The following is a 16,044-nucleotide window of genomic DNA, read 5'->3' on the forward strand; positions in this document are numbered from 1 at the left end:
GCCGCGCAGGCGGACCGGACGCGCGCCGTTAGCTCAATAGGCAGAGCAGCTGACTCTTAATCAGCGGGTTCGGGGTTCAAGTCCCTGACGGCGCACCGAACGAACGGCCGGATCGCACCAGCGATCCGGCCGTTTCGCTTGTCCGGGGCAGGCCGGGTAGGTCCGGACGCGCCGCGACACGCCCGGGGGCGCAGCGAATCACTTCCCGCCGGCATTCCAGATCCCCCGTCAGGCGTCGCTTATCGGACGAGCCGACCGCAGGATTAACCCAGGTCTGATTTGTTTGCGTCTATCGGCCTCGGCCACCCGGGAACCGCACCTGCCCCCGCCTATACTTTCGCCTCCGAGAACTCATTTCGGACATTGAAAGAAACGGGGCTACCCATGCAGGCTCTGACATCCCTCACACCGGTGCGGACGTTCACCGTCGCCGCGTCGCTGGCACTGACTGCCGTCTTCGCGGCGGCGCCGTTGGCGAGTGCGGCCATTGGCGATCCCTCGCTCAACACCCCGCGCGTCCTGGACAACGGCAGGACCCTGAGCCTGCCGTTCGACGTGAGCGCGGACGAGGTCGGCAACACGGCGATGGCGCAGGATCTGGCCGCCTCGCTGGTGGGCGGATGGGCCGGGCAGCTGATCGGCTACGCCGCGGCGAACGCGCAGCAGGAGCCCGCGACCTGCCACGCGACCGTGACGGCGAACGATTCCGACGGAGCCAGGGGCACCGGCTCGGTGGACGTTCCGGCCGGGGCGACGATGGAGACCGTGGCGATCGCGGACGAGGCGCGCGACACCAGGTGGGGGGTGGGCGACGTGGACCACTTCACCCTCAAGTTCGCCTGCACCGACGTGCACCGCAACAGCAAGCTGAGCGAGGTCGAGGTGGAGCAGGCCGCGATCGCCGGGTCCTGAGGGCCCGGTCCTGGCATCGCGTGACGAAATATCCTACGAGGATTTGAAACACCCAGATGATCACTCGTTAGGGTCTATTGCCACGATACGGCGGGCACTCGGTGTACGTTTGAAGGCGACGCGCAAAGGTGTCATACCTCGACCCCGTCAGCTTTCGGTGTCGCGCGTCATTAAATACGATTATCACTCACGTGTAGGCGGAGGATCATTACTATGGCTTTGCTGAAGAAGGTCGCCACCATCGCCGTGCTCGCGGGCTCGGGCGTCATGGCCACGGCGGGCATCGCGTCCGCGGCTTCGGGCGACGACCACCTGCAGCAGGACGGTCTGGTCGCCGTCAACGCTCTGAACAACGTCGACATCTCGCCGAACCTCGGCTGCGCCCTGGACCAGACCGCTCCGGACCTCACCGCGCAGAGCCTGATCGGCCTGATCCCGATCGGCGTCGGCCTGAACCACGCGCTCGAGCACGCCAACCTGAACGTGCTGGCCAACGGCAACACCACGACCGATGTCGAGGACAACTCCTGCACCTCGAACCAGGGTTCCTCGCAGGCGGGCAACAACAGCCACCACAGCGTGGGTGCCGGCAGCTCCTCCTCCGAGCACAACACCGGCGACGGCGCGGGCGCGGGCAACTCCAAGAACGGCGAGGGCGCCGGCGGCCTGCTCGGCGGCACCGGCATCCTCGGCACCGGGCTCTGATAGTCCGGGCGCCGCAGCTTGGGCGCCGACCCCCGGAAGGTTCATATCGACCCGGAGCACTGGGACACAGGGCTCCACCCGACACAGTGCTCCGACCGACACCGTGGCGCGGGAGAACCGGGACTACATCCCCGGCCTCCCGCGCCACGGTTTTCGTCTTTGTACGTGTTCGTTCCCTGTGTACGTGCTCGCTCTCTGCCTACGCGTTCGTCGTCTGCGGGCGGGGCGGATGACGGCGACGAGACGGGCGACGGCGCAGGACGCGAGCCAAGCCGGGCCGACCCTGTGTGGCGCTGGATGGATCGAGGAGACCGAGCGGACCCTGCGCGGAGCGGAGCTCGCGGACTGCGGGTCGCCTCCGAACCCCCCGGACACACGGATGCGGCCCCGGGCCCGCGGGTTACCGCGAGTCCAGGGCCGCACTGTCGGTTCGGCGGGGTGGCCGAGCCTTCGGTGGGAGCGGCGCCGGGGTTGGACCCGGCACGCGCCGTACCACTGTCGATTCGATTTAGAGCCCGGTGCCGAGGATGCCGGTGCCGCCGAGCAGGCCGCCCGCGCCCTTGCCGTTCTCGGAGTTGTCCGCGCCCGCGCCGTCGCCGGTGTTGTGCTCGGAGGAGCTGCTGCCGGCACCCACGCTGCCGTGGCTGTCGTTGCCGGCCTGCGAGGAACCCTGGTTCGAGGTGCAGGAGTTGTCCTCGACGTCGGTCGTGGTGTTGCCGTTGGCCAGCACGTTCAGGTTGGCGTGCTCGAGCAGGTGGTTCAGGCTCACGCCGATCGGGATCAGGCCGATCAGGCTCTGCGCGGTGAGGTCCGGCAGGGTGCCGTCGGCCAGGCAGCCGAGGTTCGGCGAGATGTCGGTGTTGTTGAGCAGGTTGACCGGGATCAGACCGTCCTGGTGCAGGTGGTCGTCGCCCGCCTGCGGGGCCGCCGCCGGGGCCCAGCCGCCCTCGTCCGCGGCCGCGATGCCGGCGGTGGCCATGACACCCGCGCTCGCGAGAACGGCGATGGTCGCGGCCTTCTTCAGCATTGCCATGTTGATCGTTCTTCCTGTGGGATGCAAATCATAAACTTAGGACCGTGATAGCCGAATTCCACTATCGTGCATTTCTGAACGTAGCAGTCTTCGGCTGAAAAACTACACTGGAATCATCTGCTTCAACGGCAGCCGACACTAATGAGTGATCATCCGGCCGCTTATCACAGCATTTTCAGGGTAGTTGACGCCGACTAGCGGCGATTCGCGCATGCCCTGCTCATGCCTATGTTATTGCGTCGAAACCTGAATTCCGTCCGACATACGCGGATACCACTCGATCGGGCGCATTTCTATGATGAGTGCGACTGTGGAGGTGTGGTCCCGCTCACTGCATCGCGGCGGGCGCGGCCTCGGGTGCGTCGTGCGCGAGCATCGCGGCGCCGGCCGCCTGGGCCGAGGAGTCAGCGTTCATCACGTCGGAGTATCCGGGCAGATCGCGCACCGGCAGACCGTCGGAGAAAACCTGGGACACGCCCACGGAATTCAGCGGAACGCCAGCCACGGTCGCGGCGACCGAGTGCGAGAGCGGATCGAGCTGCGTGCCCGCGAACGGGTAGAGCCGCATGCTCCCCACCGAGCCGATCAGCGGCGCGGCCGAGGTGGCCCCGCCCGCGGCGGCCTGGGCGACGGCGGGGACGGTCGCGGCGGCCAGCGCGACCGGAATGAGTGCGAACCGTGCGATCCCTGCCATGGAAACGCCTCCTTCAGGATGGGGATGAGCCAACAGTGTCGGCATGAAACTTAGCGGCCGGACTTCATTTGAGAAGACAGGACACGCGACGCCGAGGCATCACTCGGGCCGCGGAAATATTTCACCAATAAGCACTTCGTCTACACGTCTCCAGCGTTTCTGACCGGACGTGTGGTGCGTCGCCGGAGCCGGTACGAGACGACCGCGTGGATACCGGGGCACGGGCCGGGTAACCCGTCCGGCCGAGAGCATGCTGGGCTGAATGGCCTTCAGATATTCCAATCGAGTGATGTGATGACAAACCGCGAATGCGCCCGGCCGGCCGGGGCACCCAAGCTCCTGGGTCTGGAAGATCCGGGCTTCCCACCGGTCGGCGGGCCACCCCGCTTCGGTGAGAGGCAGTCAGTCAGCCACCCGATAAAGGAGAAATACCTATGCGCGTTTCCCGTGCCGTGTCGCTCTCGATGCTCACGCTGGGCCTGACCGTCGGCGGCATCAGTGTCGCGGCCGCCGACTCCGACACCAGGGGGGCCTCGTCCACGACGGCCTCCGGCGTCACGAGCAGCTTCACGCACAGCACCGACGACTCCTTCGCCGCCGGTTCGAACTCCACCAGCGCCGCCGGCGTGGCCGACACGCGTGCCGAGGCCGGCGTCGCGAGGGACGGTGCGTCCTACGATCGGATCGCCACCACGCACGTCACCGATGCGGGCATCACCCACACCGGCAACTTCGAGGCTGCCGGCCCGCGCCAGCGCGGTGACGACGAGTGGCGGGGCGAGGACTCCGACCACAACCGCCACGGCGACTGCGACCGGCGCCGCGACCACCGCGGCGAGGACGGGGAGTTCGGCGAGCACGAGCACGGCGGTCTGCTCACCGACGTGGTCGAGGACCTGCTCTAGTCTCCCGGCTCCATCCGCGTCCAGCGCGCGGGCCACACGCCCCGGTCCATCCGCCGATGACCGGGGCGTTCGCCATTGTTAACGCCCTGTTGACGCACGTGGACACAGTGACGCGATTTGCCATCTCATTGCTAAGATGCGGCAGTACCCAGACGAGTGCTTGGCGGATTCATGAATATACCGGGGGCGGGCGAGCCGCACCGTGCCATACCGCACAGTCGTAGGCGCCGGGCCCGTCCCGCCACCGCCGCGCGCTTTCTGAGTACGGGTCAGAAGGTGCTCGGCCTCTGCCTGCTCCTGCTGCTCGGCCTCGGGCTCGCGCTCGATCCGCGGGCGACCGCGACCGCGCTGGTCGGGGCCTGCGTCCTGTTCTACGTACTGATCGCCGGCATGCGGATCGTGATCATGGTGGCCGGGCAGTCCTACCGGTCGCCGCGCCGGGTGACCGTGCGCGCGCAGGATCCCTCGCTGCCGGACTACGCCGTCCTGCTGCCGGTGCACAAGGAAGCCAACATGCTCCGGCATCTGGTGACCCGCATCAGCAGACTGGAATACCCGCGCGAGCGGTTGCACGTGCTGCTGCTGATCGAGCAGGACGACGAGGAGACCCTCGCGGCCGCGCGCTCCATCGGGCTGCTGTTCGACACCGACGCCGCGTACGACGCCACGGTCTCCGGACGCGTCGCGCGCGTCGGCCATCCGCTCGACCACGTGACCGTGGTGGTGATCCCGCCGGGCGGGCCCAAGACCAAGCCGAACGCGATGAACGTGGCGATGCGGCGGGTGATCGAGGCCGGCTGCGAGGTGCTGACCATCTTCGACGCCGAGGACCGGCCCGATCCGGACCAGCTGCTCAAGGCGATCGGCACCTTCCGGCTGGCTCCGCCCGAGGTCGCCTGCCTGCAGGCGGAGCTCGCGTTCTGGAACGACGACACCAACTGGGTCACCGCGCTGTACTGGATCGCCTACAAGATCCACTTCCTGCGCTTCCTGCCGGGCCTGGCCCGACTGCGCCTGCCGATCCCGCTCGGCGGCACCTCGAACCACTTCAAGGTCTCGGCCCTGCGCGACGTCGCGCTGCCGGACGGCTCGGTCTGGGACGCGCACAACCTGACCGAGGACGCGGACCTCGGCGCCCGGCTGATCAGCGCCGGATACCGGATCGAGCTGCTCAACTCCATCACGCTCGAGGAGGCGCCGGTCACCAGCCGCGTGGTGGACAAGCAGCAGCGGCGGTGGAAGGGCGGCTACCTGCAGACCGGGCTGGTGCACACCCGCCACCCGCGCGAGGCGATACGCCGGATGGGGCTGCTGCGCTGGCTGTGCTTCAACCTGCTGATGTTCGGCACGCCGCTGTCCTTCATGATCAACCCGCTGTTCTACGCGCTGACGGTGGTCTACTTCGGCACCCGCGCGCACGTGATCGCCGAGCTGTTCCCCACGGCGATCTACTACCCGGCCCTCGGGCTGCTGGTGGTCGGCAACTTCTTCCTCGTGTTCGAGCTCATCCACACCTGCCTCGAGGAGGCGAACTCGACCCGGGGCCGCTACTCGCTGCTGTGGTACATGCTGCTCGCCCCGCTCATGTGGCTGTGGATGAGCCGGTCCACGTATATAGCAGTCTGGGAGCTGGCGACCGGCAAGCGCGGCTGGCACAAGACGCCGCACGGCCACACCTTGGACGAGGGCGAACTCGACGCGGGGCTGTTCGCGCAGCCGGCGCTCGTCGCGGATCAGGAGCTGGTGTGACCGCCTTGCGCAGCCGCCTCGTCCCCACACTCGCCCTCCTGCTCGTCCTCGGCACGAGCGCCTGCTCCGCGCTGGCGCCCTCAATACCGACCGGAACGCCGCAGGCCGGGCTCGCGGCAGCCGGCGCGTCGACGCAGGCGACGACGGGCGCCTCGACTCAGGCCTCACCGACACCGACACCGACACCGACACCCAAGGTCTCCGCGACCGCGCAGGCGTCCACCAGGCAACTGGGCATCCAGGTCTACTGGCACACCTCGGGCACCACCGAGCAGGTCGAGTCGGCGGCGGCCAAGGTGCTCGACTACGTCGTCGGGCTCGGCGCCAACAGCGTCGCGCTGACCTTCCCGATCTACACCGACGGGGTGCGCCCGACCAAGATCTACGGCGTCTCCGGCTCCACGCCGACCCCGGCCACGCTCGACCTGGTGATCAAGGCGGCGCAGGCGCGCGGGCTGCGGGTCATGGTGCGGCCGCTGATCGACGAGACCAACATCAAGGACGACTCCGGGGACTGGCGCGGCTCGATCAAGCCGGTCAGCGTCTCCGGCTGGTTCGCCAGCTACCGGTCCTCCATCACGCCGTACCTGCGACTGGCCCAGCAGGACGCGGTGGACTACTTCGACCTCGGCGTGGAACTCGACTCGCTGGAGTCCTACCAGAGCGATTGGACCAGCCTGGACTCCTACGCCGCCGGGATCTACCGGGGCGAGCTCGACTACGGCGACAACTGGTCCACCTGGCAGGAGGGCGGACCCGACAAACCCGCCGCGCACGTCGGCGTCGACGCCTACCCCGACGTGGACCTGTCGGACGACGCGTCGGTCGCCGAGCTGACCAACGCCTGGGAGGAGTGGCTCGAGCACCGGTCCGCGGCGGTGTTGCAGAACACGGTGATGCAGGAGGTCGGGATCCCCGCGTCCAGCGGGGCCTACCACCACCCGGCGCAGTGGGCCACGGCCGGGGCGACGCCGGTCACCTCGATCCAGGTCCACTGGTTCACCGCCGCGTGCGACGCCGCGCAGTCGCTCGGCCTGCCCGGCATCTACTTCTGGGACGTCGACAGCTACGCCGAGCCGTCCCTCGGCGCCACCTCGGACACCGGGTCCTTCATCGGACGCGGCGACCAGGCGATCAAGTCGTGCTTCGCGAGCGGGTGGGGGAACTGATGAGTACCGACGACGAGACGATGCTCATCTCGCCGCCACGGCCGGGCGGATCGCAGCGCCCGGCGCTCCCGACGCTGCCCGCCCAGCGGACCCGCGGGACGGCCGGTCCCGGTCCGGGCGACGAGACGGTGCTGATCCGGCTCAAGCCCGGGCGCGACCGCGTCGCCATGGCACTGGCCGTCGCCGCCGCGCTGCTGTCGGCCGCGGCGACGTACCACTTCTCCCGGGTGCACCTGCTGCTCGGCATCCGCGACTCCTTCTCCCACCTGGAGATCAGCCGGCGGGTGCTGGTCGGCCAGACCACCGGGATCGCGCAGCTCGGCGGCATCTGGCTGCCGCTGCCGCACATCCTGCAGGCGGCGTTCGCCTGGAACTGGACCCTCTACTCCACCGGCCTGGCCGGCAGCCTCGTCTCCGGCGGCTGCTACGTCGGTGCCACGGTGCTGATCTACAAGATCATCAGGGCCCTGTCGGCCACGAAGAGCTCGGCGGCCGCGCGTAGTTCGAAGTCCTCGCCGTGGCCGGCCGTGGTGGGCGCCACGGTGTTCATGACCAACGCGAACGTGCTCTACCAGCAGAGCACCGCGATGGACGAACTGCCGCTGTACCTGTTCGCGCTCTGGACGGTCTATCTGCTGGTGCGCTGGACCACCACCGACCGGCCCACCTACGTGCTGCTGGCCGCGATCGCCAGCGCGGCCGCGATGCTCTGCCGGTACGAGGCCTGGTACCTCGGGCTCGCCTACACGCTGCTGGTGCTGGTGGTGGCCCGGCGCAAGGGCCACAGCTGGAAGGACACCAGCGGCCTGACGCTGGTGTTCGCCAGCTTCGGGTTCGCCGCGCCGGCCGGGGCCTGGTTCGTCTACAACTGGGTCATCTTCGGCACGCCGGTCTACTTCCTGACCGGGCCGAACTCCAGCTCGGACCAGATGGCCGACCAGCAGGGCGAGATCGAGATCCACAACTGGACGCTCACGCTCAAGGCCTACGGCACCGCCGCGACCTCCGACCTCGGGCTGCTCGTGATCGGCGCGGGCCTGCTCGCCCTGATCGCGGTGCTGGCCCGGGACCGGCTCTCGGCGCGCGTCCTGCCGGTCCTGGTGTTCGCCACGGTGGTGCCGTTCTACTGCTACACGCTGGAATCCGGGCAGGAGCCGATCGGCACGCCCGTGCTCAACGGCGGCCTGACGAACTTCCGCTTCGGCCTGATCGGCCTGCTGCCGGCCGCGATCCTGATCGGCTTCGCGCTGGACTGGGCGCTGCCCCGGGCGGCGCGGCGCAGGCGCGCGGTCAAGCTCGGCGCGCCCGCGGTGGCCGTCGCGCTCAGCCTCGGCCTGGTCGGCATGACCGGCTACACGGTGGCCCGCCACCAGATCGTGCTGGAGCAGGAGGCCGAGCAGAACCTGGCCGCCCAACTCGATCCGCTGGCGGCGAGCGCGTATCTGGAGCACAGCACCAGCGGCAGGATCCTGATCGACGACGTGCGCAACGAGCTCGTCGCCTTCTACGTCCTGGACCGCACCGTCTACTCCGGCACCCGCGACCGCCTCGGCAACGTCTACACCCGGGCCCTGGTGGATCCCGAGGCCAACGACATCAGCCTGATCGTCATGCGCACCACGCCCGGCGACGTGGACCAGGTCTACCGGGCGCTGTACGGCACCGCGGCCCTCACAAGCGGCTACCGCGAGGTCTACCACAACGCCGACTACGTGATCTACGGCCTGAAGTAGCACCGGCCGCAGGTCGTCAGCGCTCTGCTACGCCCGCGACGCCGAGGATGAGCGCGGCCAGGGTGCGCGCGGCCTCCGGGCGGCCCTGCTCGCGCGCTGCGGCGGCCATCTCGGCGCGGGCGGCCGGGTCGGCGAGCAGCGGCTCGAGGGCGGCGCGCAGGTCCTCCGGGGTGAGCGGGCCCACCAGGGCGCGGGCCGCTCCGTGCTCCTCGAGGTACTTCGCGTTGTGCGCCTGCTCGCCGCCGGCCGAGGAGGCCAGCGGGATGAGCACCGCGGCCTTGCCGAGACCGGTGATCTCGGCGATGGTGCCGGCGCCGCTGCGCGAGATCACCAGGTCGGCCAGGGCGTAGACGTCCGGCATCTCGGCGCCGACGTAAGGCGTGAGGTGATAGCGGGCGGCGAGTTCGCGCGGGAGGGCGAAGGAGGTCTCGCGCTGCCGGTCGAAGTCGGCCGCGCCGCACTGGTGGATCACGTTGGCCCGCTCGAGCAGCCAGGGCAGCAGCTGCGTCACCAGGGCATTGATCTGCTTGGCGCCCTGCGCGCCGCCGGTGACGTAGACGGTGGGCTTGTCGGCGTCGAATCCGGCCAGGTCCAAGGCCTTGCGGGCGCGGTCCGGCTCGCCCTGGAAGAGCTCGGGGCGCACCGGGTTGCCGGTCACCTCGGCCCGGGCGCGCGCGCCGGAGGGCAGCAGGGCGAGGCTGGACTCGGAGGACAGCGCCGTGCGCGTGGCCAGACGCACCAGCATCCGGTTGGCCAGGCCGAGCCGGACGGTCTGCTCGTGCACCATCATCGGGCGCCGGCCCACCCGGGCCGCGACGCTCACCGGCACCGCCACGTATCCGCCGAAGCCGACCACGACGTCCGGGCGCACGCCGCGCACGATACCGAGGGCCTGGATCGCGCCGAGCGGGACGCGGACGGCGTCGCGCAGGTTCGCCCAGGTGATCATCCGCAGCGGGTTGCCGGCCCGGCGCAGCTTTCCGGTCGCCACCGGGCGGAAGGCGATGCCCGACTCCCGGGCCACCCGCTCCTCGAGGCTGCCGGCCGCGCCGATCCACAGCGTCTCCGCGGGCGCGGCGCCGCGCTCGGCCAACTCGGCCTGCAGCATCCGCACGGTGGTCAGCGTCGGGTAGACGTGGCCTCCGGTGCCTCCGCCGGTCACGATCACCCGTACCGCCCGGTCCTGGACTTCTCGCCTGCTCGCCACCGGCTCGCCCCTTCGTCTCTCGCGCTGTGCAGAGCCTGCCACACCGCCGGGGCCGCGGGCGAATGAACCGCCGGGGCCGTGATACAAGGGACGGAAGGCATGGAGGTCGGAATGCTGTTGCGTGATGTCGAACTCGGGGACGTCGAGGCCTACGTCCGGATGCGCTGCGACCCGGTGATGATGGCCGAACTCGGCGGCCCGCTGCCGCGCGAGGGCATCGAGGCCAAGGTGGCCAGGGACGCGGGCGAGGCGGCGCGGGACACGTCCTGGATCAAGATGATCGTGCCGGACCAGCAGCGGCCCGAGGTGGTGGCGGGCAACGTGGTGCTGTGGCGGCACGATCCGGAGGGCGCGGACGGGCAGCACGGCGCGGTCGGCGAGCCGATCTCCGAGATCGGCTGGATGGTGCTGCCGGAGTTCCAGGGCCGCGGCCTCGGTTCGCGCGCGGTCGCGCTGCTGTTGGAGCGGGCCAGGGCGGACGGCCGGTGGGGGCTGGTGCACGCCTATCCGGGCGCGACCAACGCGGCCTCGAACGGGATCTGCCGCAAGCTGGGCTTCACCCTGGTCGGCCGGCAGCGGGTGGAATTCGCCGGCCGGCTGCTGCAGACGTGCCACTGGACGATTCAGACCTGAGCCGGAGTGCGCGCGGCGGCGGCACGAATGCAATTCCGCGCGTCCCTGGGGCCTTTCGGTGGGCGACTCTGTGTTCTGACGATGGGCTCGAATTCGATCTCAGTACGGTGAGTCGCCGCATCTGGCGGAATTGCGTTCGGAGTGTGTTCGAGTTCCCGCGCCAGTATGCGCCAGACCGTCACCCGGACGGCTGCATACGCACCGACCTGCGCCGGGACTCGGTTTTTGACGGGGTTACACCTATCCGAGCGAGTGCCCTTCGTAGCCCGCCTCCGGCTACTGAGGGCCGTGATACTCTACGTTCAAGCCTACCGACTGATCACGTTTACCGACCATCAGTGATCAGCGAACGTGGTGGCGCGAAGAGCGTGTACACACCACAGCCGGTCTTACCGGATACGAAAGGAGCAGGACCCTCATGGATAACACCGATGAGAAGTCCCTCGTCGCCTCGAACCTGGACGATGTCCGCCAGGCCCCGCTCGACCGACTCCCGAGTACCCCGACCCTGCGCCGTGTCCGGCCGGTCGGAGAGCGGCCCGTCGCGGTCGCCGCCTTCAACGCGTCGCTCTGAGGAAGCACCGGCGGGCTTCGCGCCCGCTCTCGCCGCCCCCGTCGAGGTAGGTCCCGTGCCCGCCCGCTCCGCTGCGTTCCGCCAGTTCGTGGTGAAGGTGCATTCGCGCTGCGATCTGGCCTGCGACCACTGCTATGTGTACGAGGCGGCCGACCAGGGCTGGCGGGCGCAGCCGAGGGTGATGAGCCGGGCCACGGCCGAGGCGCTCGGCCGCCGGATCGCCGAGCACGCAGCGGCCGCCCGGCTGGATCTGGTCCGAGTGGTGCTGCACGGCGGCGAGCCGCTGCTGGCGGGGCCGGCCCGGCTCGGCGAGATCATCGAAGCGCTCTGCGACCCGGTCCGCCGGCTGCCCGATCCGCCCCGTCTCGACCTGCGCGTGCACAGCAACGGCGTCCGGCTCGACCGGGCCTTCTGCGAGCTGTTCGCGCGGCACCGGGTCACGGTGGGCATCTCCCTGGACGGGGACCGCGCGGCCAACGACCTGCACCGGCGTTACGCCGACGGCCGCTCCAGCCACGCGCAGGTGCGTGCGGCGCTGGCCCTGCTGCGCAGTGAGCCGTATCGGCGGCTGTACGCCGGAATCCTGTGCACCGTGGATCTGCGCAACGACCCGGTCGAGGTCTACCGCGCACTCGCCTCCGAGCAGCCGCCGCGGATCGATCTGCTGCTGCCGCACGCCACCTGGGACACCCCGCCGCCGCGGCCGGACGGCCTCGCCCGCCCCTCCACCGCGCAGGATCCGGCCTACGCGCACTGGCTGCTGCGTGTCTACGAAGCCTGGGACGGCGACGGGCGGCCCTTCGGCATCCGCGTCTTCGACTCGATCCGCTCCACCCTGCACGGCGGCCCGCCACTCACCGAGGCCCTCGGCCTGGCCCCGAGCGACGTCCTGGTCGTCGAGACCGACGGCGCCATCGAGCAGGCCGACTCGCTGAAGGTGGCCTTCGACGGGGCCGCGGGCACCGGCCTGAACGTGCACCGCGACCCGCTCGCCGCGGCCGGCGCGCACGCCGGGATCATCGCCCGGCAAAGCGGATCGGCCGCGCTCAGCCCGCAGTGCCAGGCCTGCCCCGCGCTCGCCAGCTGCGGCGGCGGCCTGTACGCCCACCGGTACCGCGCGGCGGACGCCCGCGCCGAGGATCCTGCGGCGGCCTTCCGCAATCCGACCGTCTACTGCGCCGATCTGCTCCACCTGGTCGCGGCCCTGCGCGAACGGGAGGAGCGCGCGGCCCCGATGGTCCGGCACGCCCTGCACTCCGACCTGTTCGACCAGCTCGCCGCCGGCTACGGCGACGCCGAGGCGCTGCGTCAGCTCGGTGCGGGGCAGGCCAGCGTCAACCGGACGCTGCTGGCCGAGGCCGGGAGGGTCCTGGCTCAGCAGAGTCCTGAAGGATCCCGGGCCTGGGAACTGCTGCTCGCGCTCGACGCCGCGCATCCGGCTGCGGTGGCCGAGGCCGTGGCGCATCCGTTCTTCCGGCCCTGGGCGCTGGACGTGCTCGACGACCCGATAGCCGCGCATCCGGCCCCGCTGGCCGGTTACGCACTCGTAGCCGCGTCGCTGGCCGGGACGCAGGCCGCGCTCCCGTTGCCGCCGGACCGCACGGCACTCATCCTGCCCGGGATCGGCCGGATCGTCGTGACCGACGGTGTCGCCGAGCTCGGGCCGGGCGGAGTGGCGCGGAATCTGTCGGCAGAGGCGCGCTATCTCGGCGACGGGCTCGCCCGGCCGCGGATCCTGCTCGAAGACCTCGACCCGTCCCGCGACCGGTTCCAGCTGCCGGCCGCGCCGCGCCTGACAGAGGACGAACTCGCCCGGTGGCACGCCGCGTACGCCGAGGCCTGGGCGTTCGTCGAGCGGCTCTACCCCGACTACGCGCCCGCTCTCGCCACGGCGCTGCGCGCCCTCGTCCCGCTGCCCGCCTCGGCCGACGGGCACGCCGTCAGCGGTACCGCCCGCCAGGCCTTCGGCGCCCTCGGCCTGGCCCGGCCGCAGGACCCGCGCGTGCTGGCGCTGTTGCTGATCCACGAGTTCCAGCACGTGAAGCTGGGCGCGGTGCTCGACCTCTACGACCTCTACGACGACGCGGACACCCGGCTCTACTACGCACCCTGGCGCGAAGACCCGCGCCCGCTCGAAGGACTGTTGCAGGGCACCTACGCCCACGTCGCCGTCATCGACTACTGGCTGCGGCGAGTGCGGGCCGGGGACGCGGACGCGCACACGCCGTTCGCCCGTTGGCGCGCGCAGACGTGGGCGGCACTGGACACGCTGGACGCATCCGGCTCGCTCACCGCGCTCGGATCCCGTTTCACCGCGGGCCTGCGCGCCACCATGACGCCGTGGCTCGCGGTGCCGGTCCCAGCCGAGGCGCTCGAGGCCGCGGCGCGCGAGGGCGCCGAGCACCACGCGGCCTTCGCCGCGAGCGCACACACGGGCAGACACATGGACACGCACTCGGACACATGCTCGGACGCCGGTCCCCGCCGCTGAGGCTCGACCGCGCTTCGGCGCTTTCGTCAGGATGGGACTCATGGAGCCAAGCGGCATCCGGCTGCGCGCGCAGCTGGCCGAACTCGGGCTGACGGCAGGACAGACCGTACTGGTGCACAGCTCGCTGCGCGCCGTCGGCCCGATCCGGGGCGGCGCGCAGGCGTTGCGCGACCTGCTGCTCGACCTGCTCGGCCCGGACCGGGGCACGCTGGTGGTCCCGGCGCAGACGAGTTCGGTCTCCGCCACCTCCGGCGAGTTCCTGGCCGCCACCGCCGCGATGGACGCCGCGCGCTACCTGGCGTACCTCGACGCGCTGCCCGGCTTCGACCCGCGGCTCTCCCCCTCCGAGGGCATGGGCGCGTTGGCGGAGGCGGTGCGCACCCATCCACGGGCGCGGCGCAGCGCGCACCCGATCACCTCGTTCGCCGCGGTCGGGCCGCTGGCCGAGGAACTCATGGCGGCGCATCCGCTCGACTCCCTGCTGGGCAAGGAATCCCCGCTCGGGCGCATGTACGAATGCGGCGCGCTCGTCCTGCTGCTCGGCGTGGGATACGACAAATGCACGGCTTTCCATCTGGGGGAGAGCCCGGAACTCGCCCGGGAACGCGCCTATCGCTGCAAGATCGGCGATTCCTGGCAGATATTCTCGGGATTGGAGCATCGGGACGATGAATTCGGCGAACTAGGCTCAATATTCGAAAACACGTGCCCGGACCGGGTACGCCGCGGTGTCGTCGGCGCGGCCTCGGCCCGAGTGTTCGCGCTGACGGAGGCGGTGGACTTCGCCGCGCGGACGCTGCCTTACCTGAGATTCGCTCCCTGATACGCTCCGGCCGCGCGCCGCATGCGCCCCTACAGCGTGGCCGACGTCGGCCCTATAGTAAGAGGACTGTCTCTCTGGGATCTTGGGCCGCGGGGCGAGGCGAAGGGAATGATCCATGGGGCCGAGCCTTCGGGAATCCGCCGGCGATTCCGCTGAGGGTGAGGGCGACACGCTCGGGACGGGCTTCTATTTCAGCTATGCGCACACTCCGCCGCTGCGCGGAGACCGCCTGGATCCGGACTACTGGGCCAAACGCTTCTTCCACGAACTCGAGACCGAGGTCAGGCATCTCGACCCCCGGCTCAGCGGCGGCTACGTGGACCACCGCATTCCCGCGGGCCTCGACCCGCTCGAGTACGCCGCCCGGAAGCTGGCCGAGTGCCGGGTGTTCGTGCCGCTCTACAGCGACGGCTACTTCGATTCCGAGCGCTGCGGCCGCGAGTGGTCGGTGTTCGAACGCCGGCGCCGCCTGCGCAAGGCCAGGACCGGCGACGAGGGCCGCGCGGTGGTGCCGGTGCTCTGGACTCCCGCCGCCCGCGACGTGCCCGCGTGCGCCCGCCGGCTCGCCCCGGCCCGGCTGCTGGAGCACGACCTCTACCTGGATCTCGGGCTCTACCAGCTGATCCGGCTGCACGAGCACGCGTACCACGAGGCGGTGCTGCGCCTGGCCCAGCTGATCGTGCACCGGGCCAGGGTCGAGTCGCCGCCCGCGGTCCCCCCGGCCGCCTATCACGACGTCGAGCCCGCCTTCCCGGGCCAGGCCAACCCACAGCGCCCGCTGTACGTCTCGGTCGCCGCCGCGCTCGGCCGCGCCGTGCCCAAGGACCGCGATCCCGCGTACTACGGCGCGAGTCCGCAGGACTGGCGCCCCTACCATCCACGGGCCTCGGAGCCGCTGGCCGAGCGGGCCGCGCGCGTCGCCCGGACGGCCGGCTACACCGCCCGGATCAGCGTACTGACGACGTTCTCGCCGGAGACCAGGATCCCGGGACCGCAGCGAGAGCCCGCGCACCGGCCGCAGGGCCCGAGCATCCTGCTGGCCGACCCGTGGGTGTTCGACGGCTTCGCCTCCAGCCGCACCGCGCTGGAACGGGTGGACCGCGCCCGCCGCGAGACGGTGCGCCTGATGGTGCCGTGGAGCGACTCCGATCCGGAGACGCTCAGGCAGCGGCTCTTCCTCGAGTCCCGGGTGCAGAACACGGTGCCGTGGATGTTCCAGAGCTGGCGCCGCAGCGTTCCCGAGCGCCTGCAGGACCTGACCACGGCGGAGCAGTTCGACGAGGCGCTGCTGCTGGTGATCGACCTGGCCCGCGACTGCTTCCTGAGCAGCAGCGATCCGCTGCGCAACGCCCCGTTCACCCGCTACTCCAGCCGGCCGCGGCTGCTGGCTCCGCCCTCGGACTCTCCGCCCTAGTC

14 protein-coding genes and 1 tRNA gene are annotated in these 16,044 nt (G+C 70.5%); 12 read left to right on the forward strand and 3 right to left on the reverse strand.

Features of this window, described 5'->3' with window-relative positions; all coding sequences use genetic code 11:
• Positions 1-22 precede the first annotated feature (22 nt).
• The 3 genes from KDL01_RS11670 to KDL01_RS11680 all read left to right on the forward strand — a co-directional run bounded on the left by KDL01_RS11670 (position 23) and on the right by KDL01_RS11680 (position 1,617).
• Positions 23-95, forward strand: a tRNA-Lys gene (locus tag KDL01_RS11670).
• 289 nt (positions 96-384) lie between these two features.
• The gene (locus tag KDL01_RS11675; RefSeq protein ID WP_212528447.1) at positions 385-912 is read left to right on the forward strand and encodes a hypothetical protein; all 528 of its coding nucleotides are present in this window, start codon (positions 385-387) and stop codon (positions 910-912) included.
• A 213-nt stretch (positions 913-1,125) separates the two neighbouring features.
• Positions 1,126-1,617: a hypothetical protein gene (locus KDL01_RS11680; protein ID WP_212528448.1), complete on the forward strand. Its 492-nt coding sequence runs from the start codon at positions 1,126-1,128 to the stop codon at positions 1,615-1,617.
• 508 nt (positions 1,618-2,125) lie between these two features.
• Here the strand turns inward: KDL01_RS11680 and KDL01_RS11685 are convergent.
• On the reverse strand, positions 2,126-2,650 hold the full coding sequence (locus tag KDL01_RS11685; RefSeq protein ID WP_212528449.1) for a hypothetical protein: 525 nt from the start codon (positions 2,648-2,650) through the stop codon (positions 2,126-2,128).
• A gap of 328 nt (positions 2,651-2,978) precedes the next feature.
• Complete coding sequence (locus KDL01_RS11690) at positions 2,979-3,344, reverse strand: hypothetical protein (protein ID WP_212528450.1); 366 nt, start codon at positions 3,342-3,344, stop codon at positions 2,979-2,981.
• Between the two features lie 434 nt (positions 3,345-3,778).
• Between KDL01_RS11690 and KDL01_RS11695 the strand changes: the two genes are divergently transcribed.
• The 4 genes from KDL01_RS11695 to KDL01_RS11710 all read left to right on the forward strand — a co-directional run bounded on the left by KDL01_RS11695 (position 3,779) and on the right by KDL01_RS11710 (position 8,900).
• The gene (locus tag KDL01_RS11695; protein ID WP_212528451.1) at positions 3,779-4,249 is read left to right on the forward strand and encodes a hypothetical protein; all 471 of its coding nucleotides are present in this window, start codon (positions 3,779-3,781) and stop codon (positions 4,247-4,249) included.
• A 276-nt stretch (positions 4,250-4,525) separates the two neighbouring features.
• On the forward strand, positions 4,526-5,998 hold the full coding sequence (locus tag KDL01_RS11700; RefSeq protein ID WP_212528452.1) for a glycosyltransferase family 2 protein: 1,473 nt from the start codon (positions 4,526-4,528) through the stop codon (positions 5,996-5,998).
• On the forward strand, positions 5,995-7,167 hold the full coding sequence (locus KDL01_RS11705) for a glycoside hydrolase family 113 (protein WP_212528453.1): 1,173 nt from the start codon (positions 5,995-5,997) through the stop codon (positions 7,165-7,167). The genes KDL01_RS11700 and KDL01_RS11705 overlap by 4 nt, the downstream gene beginning before the upstream one ends.
• Positions 7,167-8,900 (forward strand): glycosyltransferase family 39 protein, encoded by a 1,734-nt coding sequence (locus KDL01_RS11710; RefSeq protein ID WP_212528454.1) that lies wholly within the window; start codon positions 7,167-7,169, stop codon positions 8,898-8,900. Before KDL01_RS11705 ends, KDL01_RS11710 begins: the two co-directional genes overlap by 1 nt.
• A 16-nt stretch (positions 8,901-8,916) precedes the next feature.
• Here the strand turns inward: KDL01_RS11710 and KDL01_RS11715 are convergent, their stop codons facing one another.
• Entirely contained in the window at positions 8,917-10,107 is a 1,191-nt protein-coding gene (locus KDL01_RS11715) for a UDP-N-acetylglucosamine--N-acetylmuramyl-(pentapeptide) pyrophosphoryl-undecaprenol N-acetylglucosamine transferase (RefSeq protein WP_212528455.1), read from the reverse strand.
• A 111-nt stretch (positions 10,108-10,218) separates the two neighbouring features.
• On the opposite strand from KDL01_RS11715, the gene KDL01_RS11720 reads away from it, so the two are divergent.
• From KDL01_RS11720 to KDL01_RS11740, 5 genes are all read left to right on the forward strand, one after another.
• Positions 10,219-10,740: a GNAT family N-acetyltransferase gene (locus KDL01_RS11720; protein ID WP_212528456.1), complete on the forward strand. Its 522-nt coding sequence runs from the start codon at positions 10,219-10,221 to the stop codon at positions 10,738-10,740.
• A gap of 418 nt (positions 10,741-11,158) precedes the next feature.
• Complete coding sequence (locus KDL01_RS11725; RefSeq protein WP_212528457.1) at positions 11,159-11,314, forward strand: hypothetical protein; 156 nt, start codon at positions 11,159-11,161, stop codon at positions 11,312-11,314.
• Positions 11,315-11,369: 55 nt separating this feature from the next.
• On the forward strand, positions 11,370-13,805 hold the full coding sequence (locus KDL01_RS45210) for an FxsB family cyclophane-forming radical SAM/SPASM peptide maturase (RefSeq protein WP_212528458.1): 2,436 nt from the start codon (positions 11,370-11,372) through the stop codon (positions 13,803-13,805).
• Between the two features lie 40 nt (positions 13,806-13,845).
• Positions 13,846-14,628 (forward strand): AAC(3) family N-acetyltransferase, encoded by a 783-nt coding sequence (locus KDL01_RS11735; RefSeq protein WP_212528459.1) that lies wholly within the window; start codon positions 13,846-13,848, stop codon positions 14,626-14,628.
• Positions 14,629-14,743: 115 nt separating this feature from the next.
• The gene (locus tag KDL01_RS11740; RefSeq protein ID WP_212528460.1) at positions 14,744-16,042 is read left to right on the forward strand and encodes a TIR-like protein FxsC; all 1,299 of its coding nucleotides are present in this window, start codon (positions 14,744-14,746) and stop codon (positions 16,040-16,042) included.
• Positions 16,043-16,044: the final 2 nt, after the last annotated feature.

Source organism: Actinospica durhamensis, assembly GCF_018139695.1.
GTDB classification, from domain to species: domain Bacteria; phylum Actinomycetota; class Actinomycetes; order Streptomycetales; family Catenulisporaceae; genus Actinospica; species Actinospica durhamensis.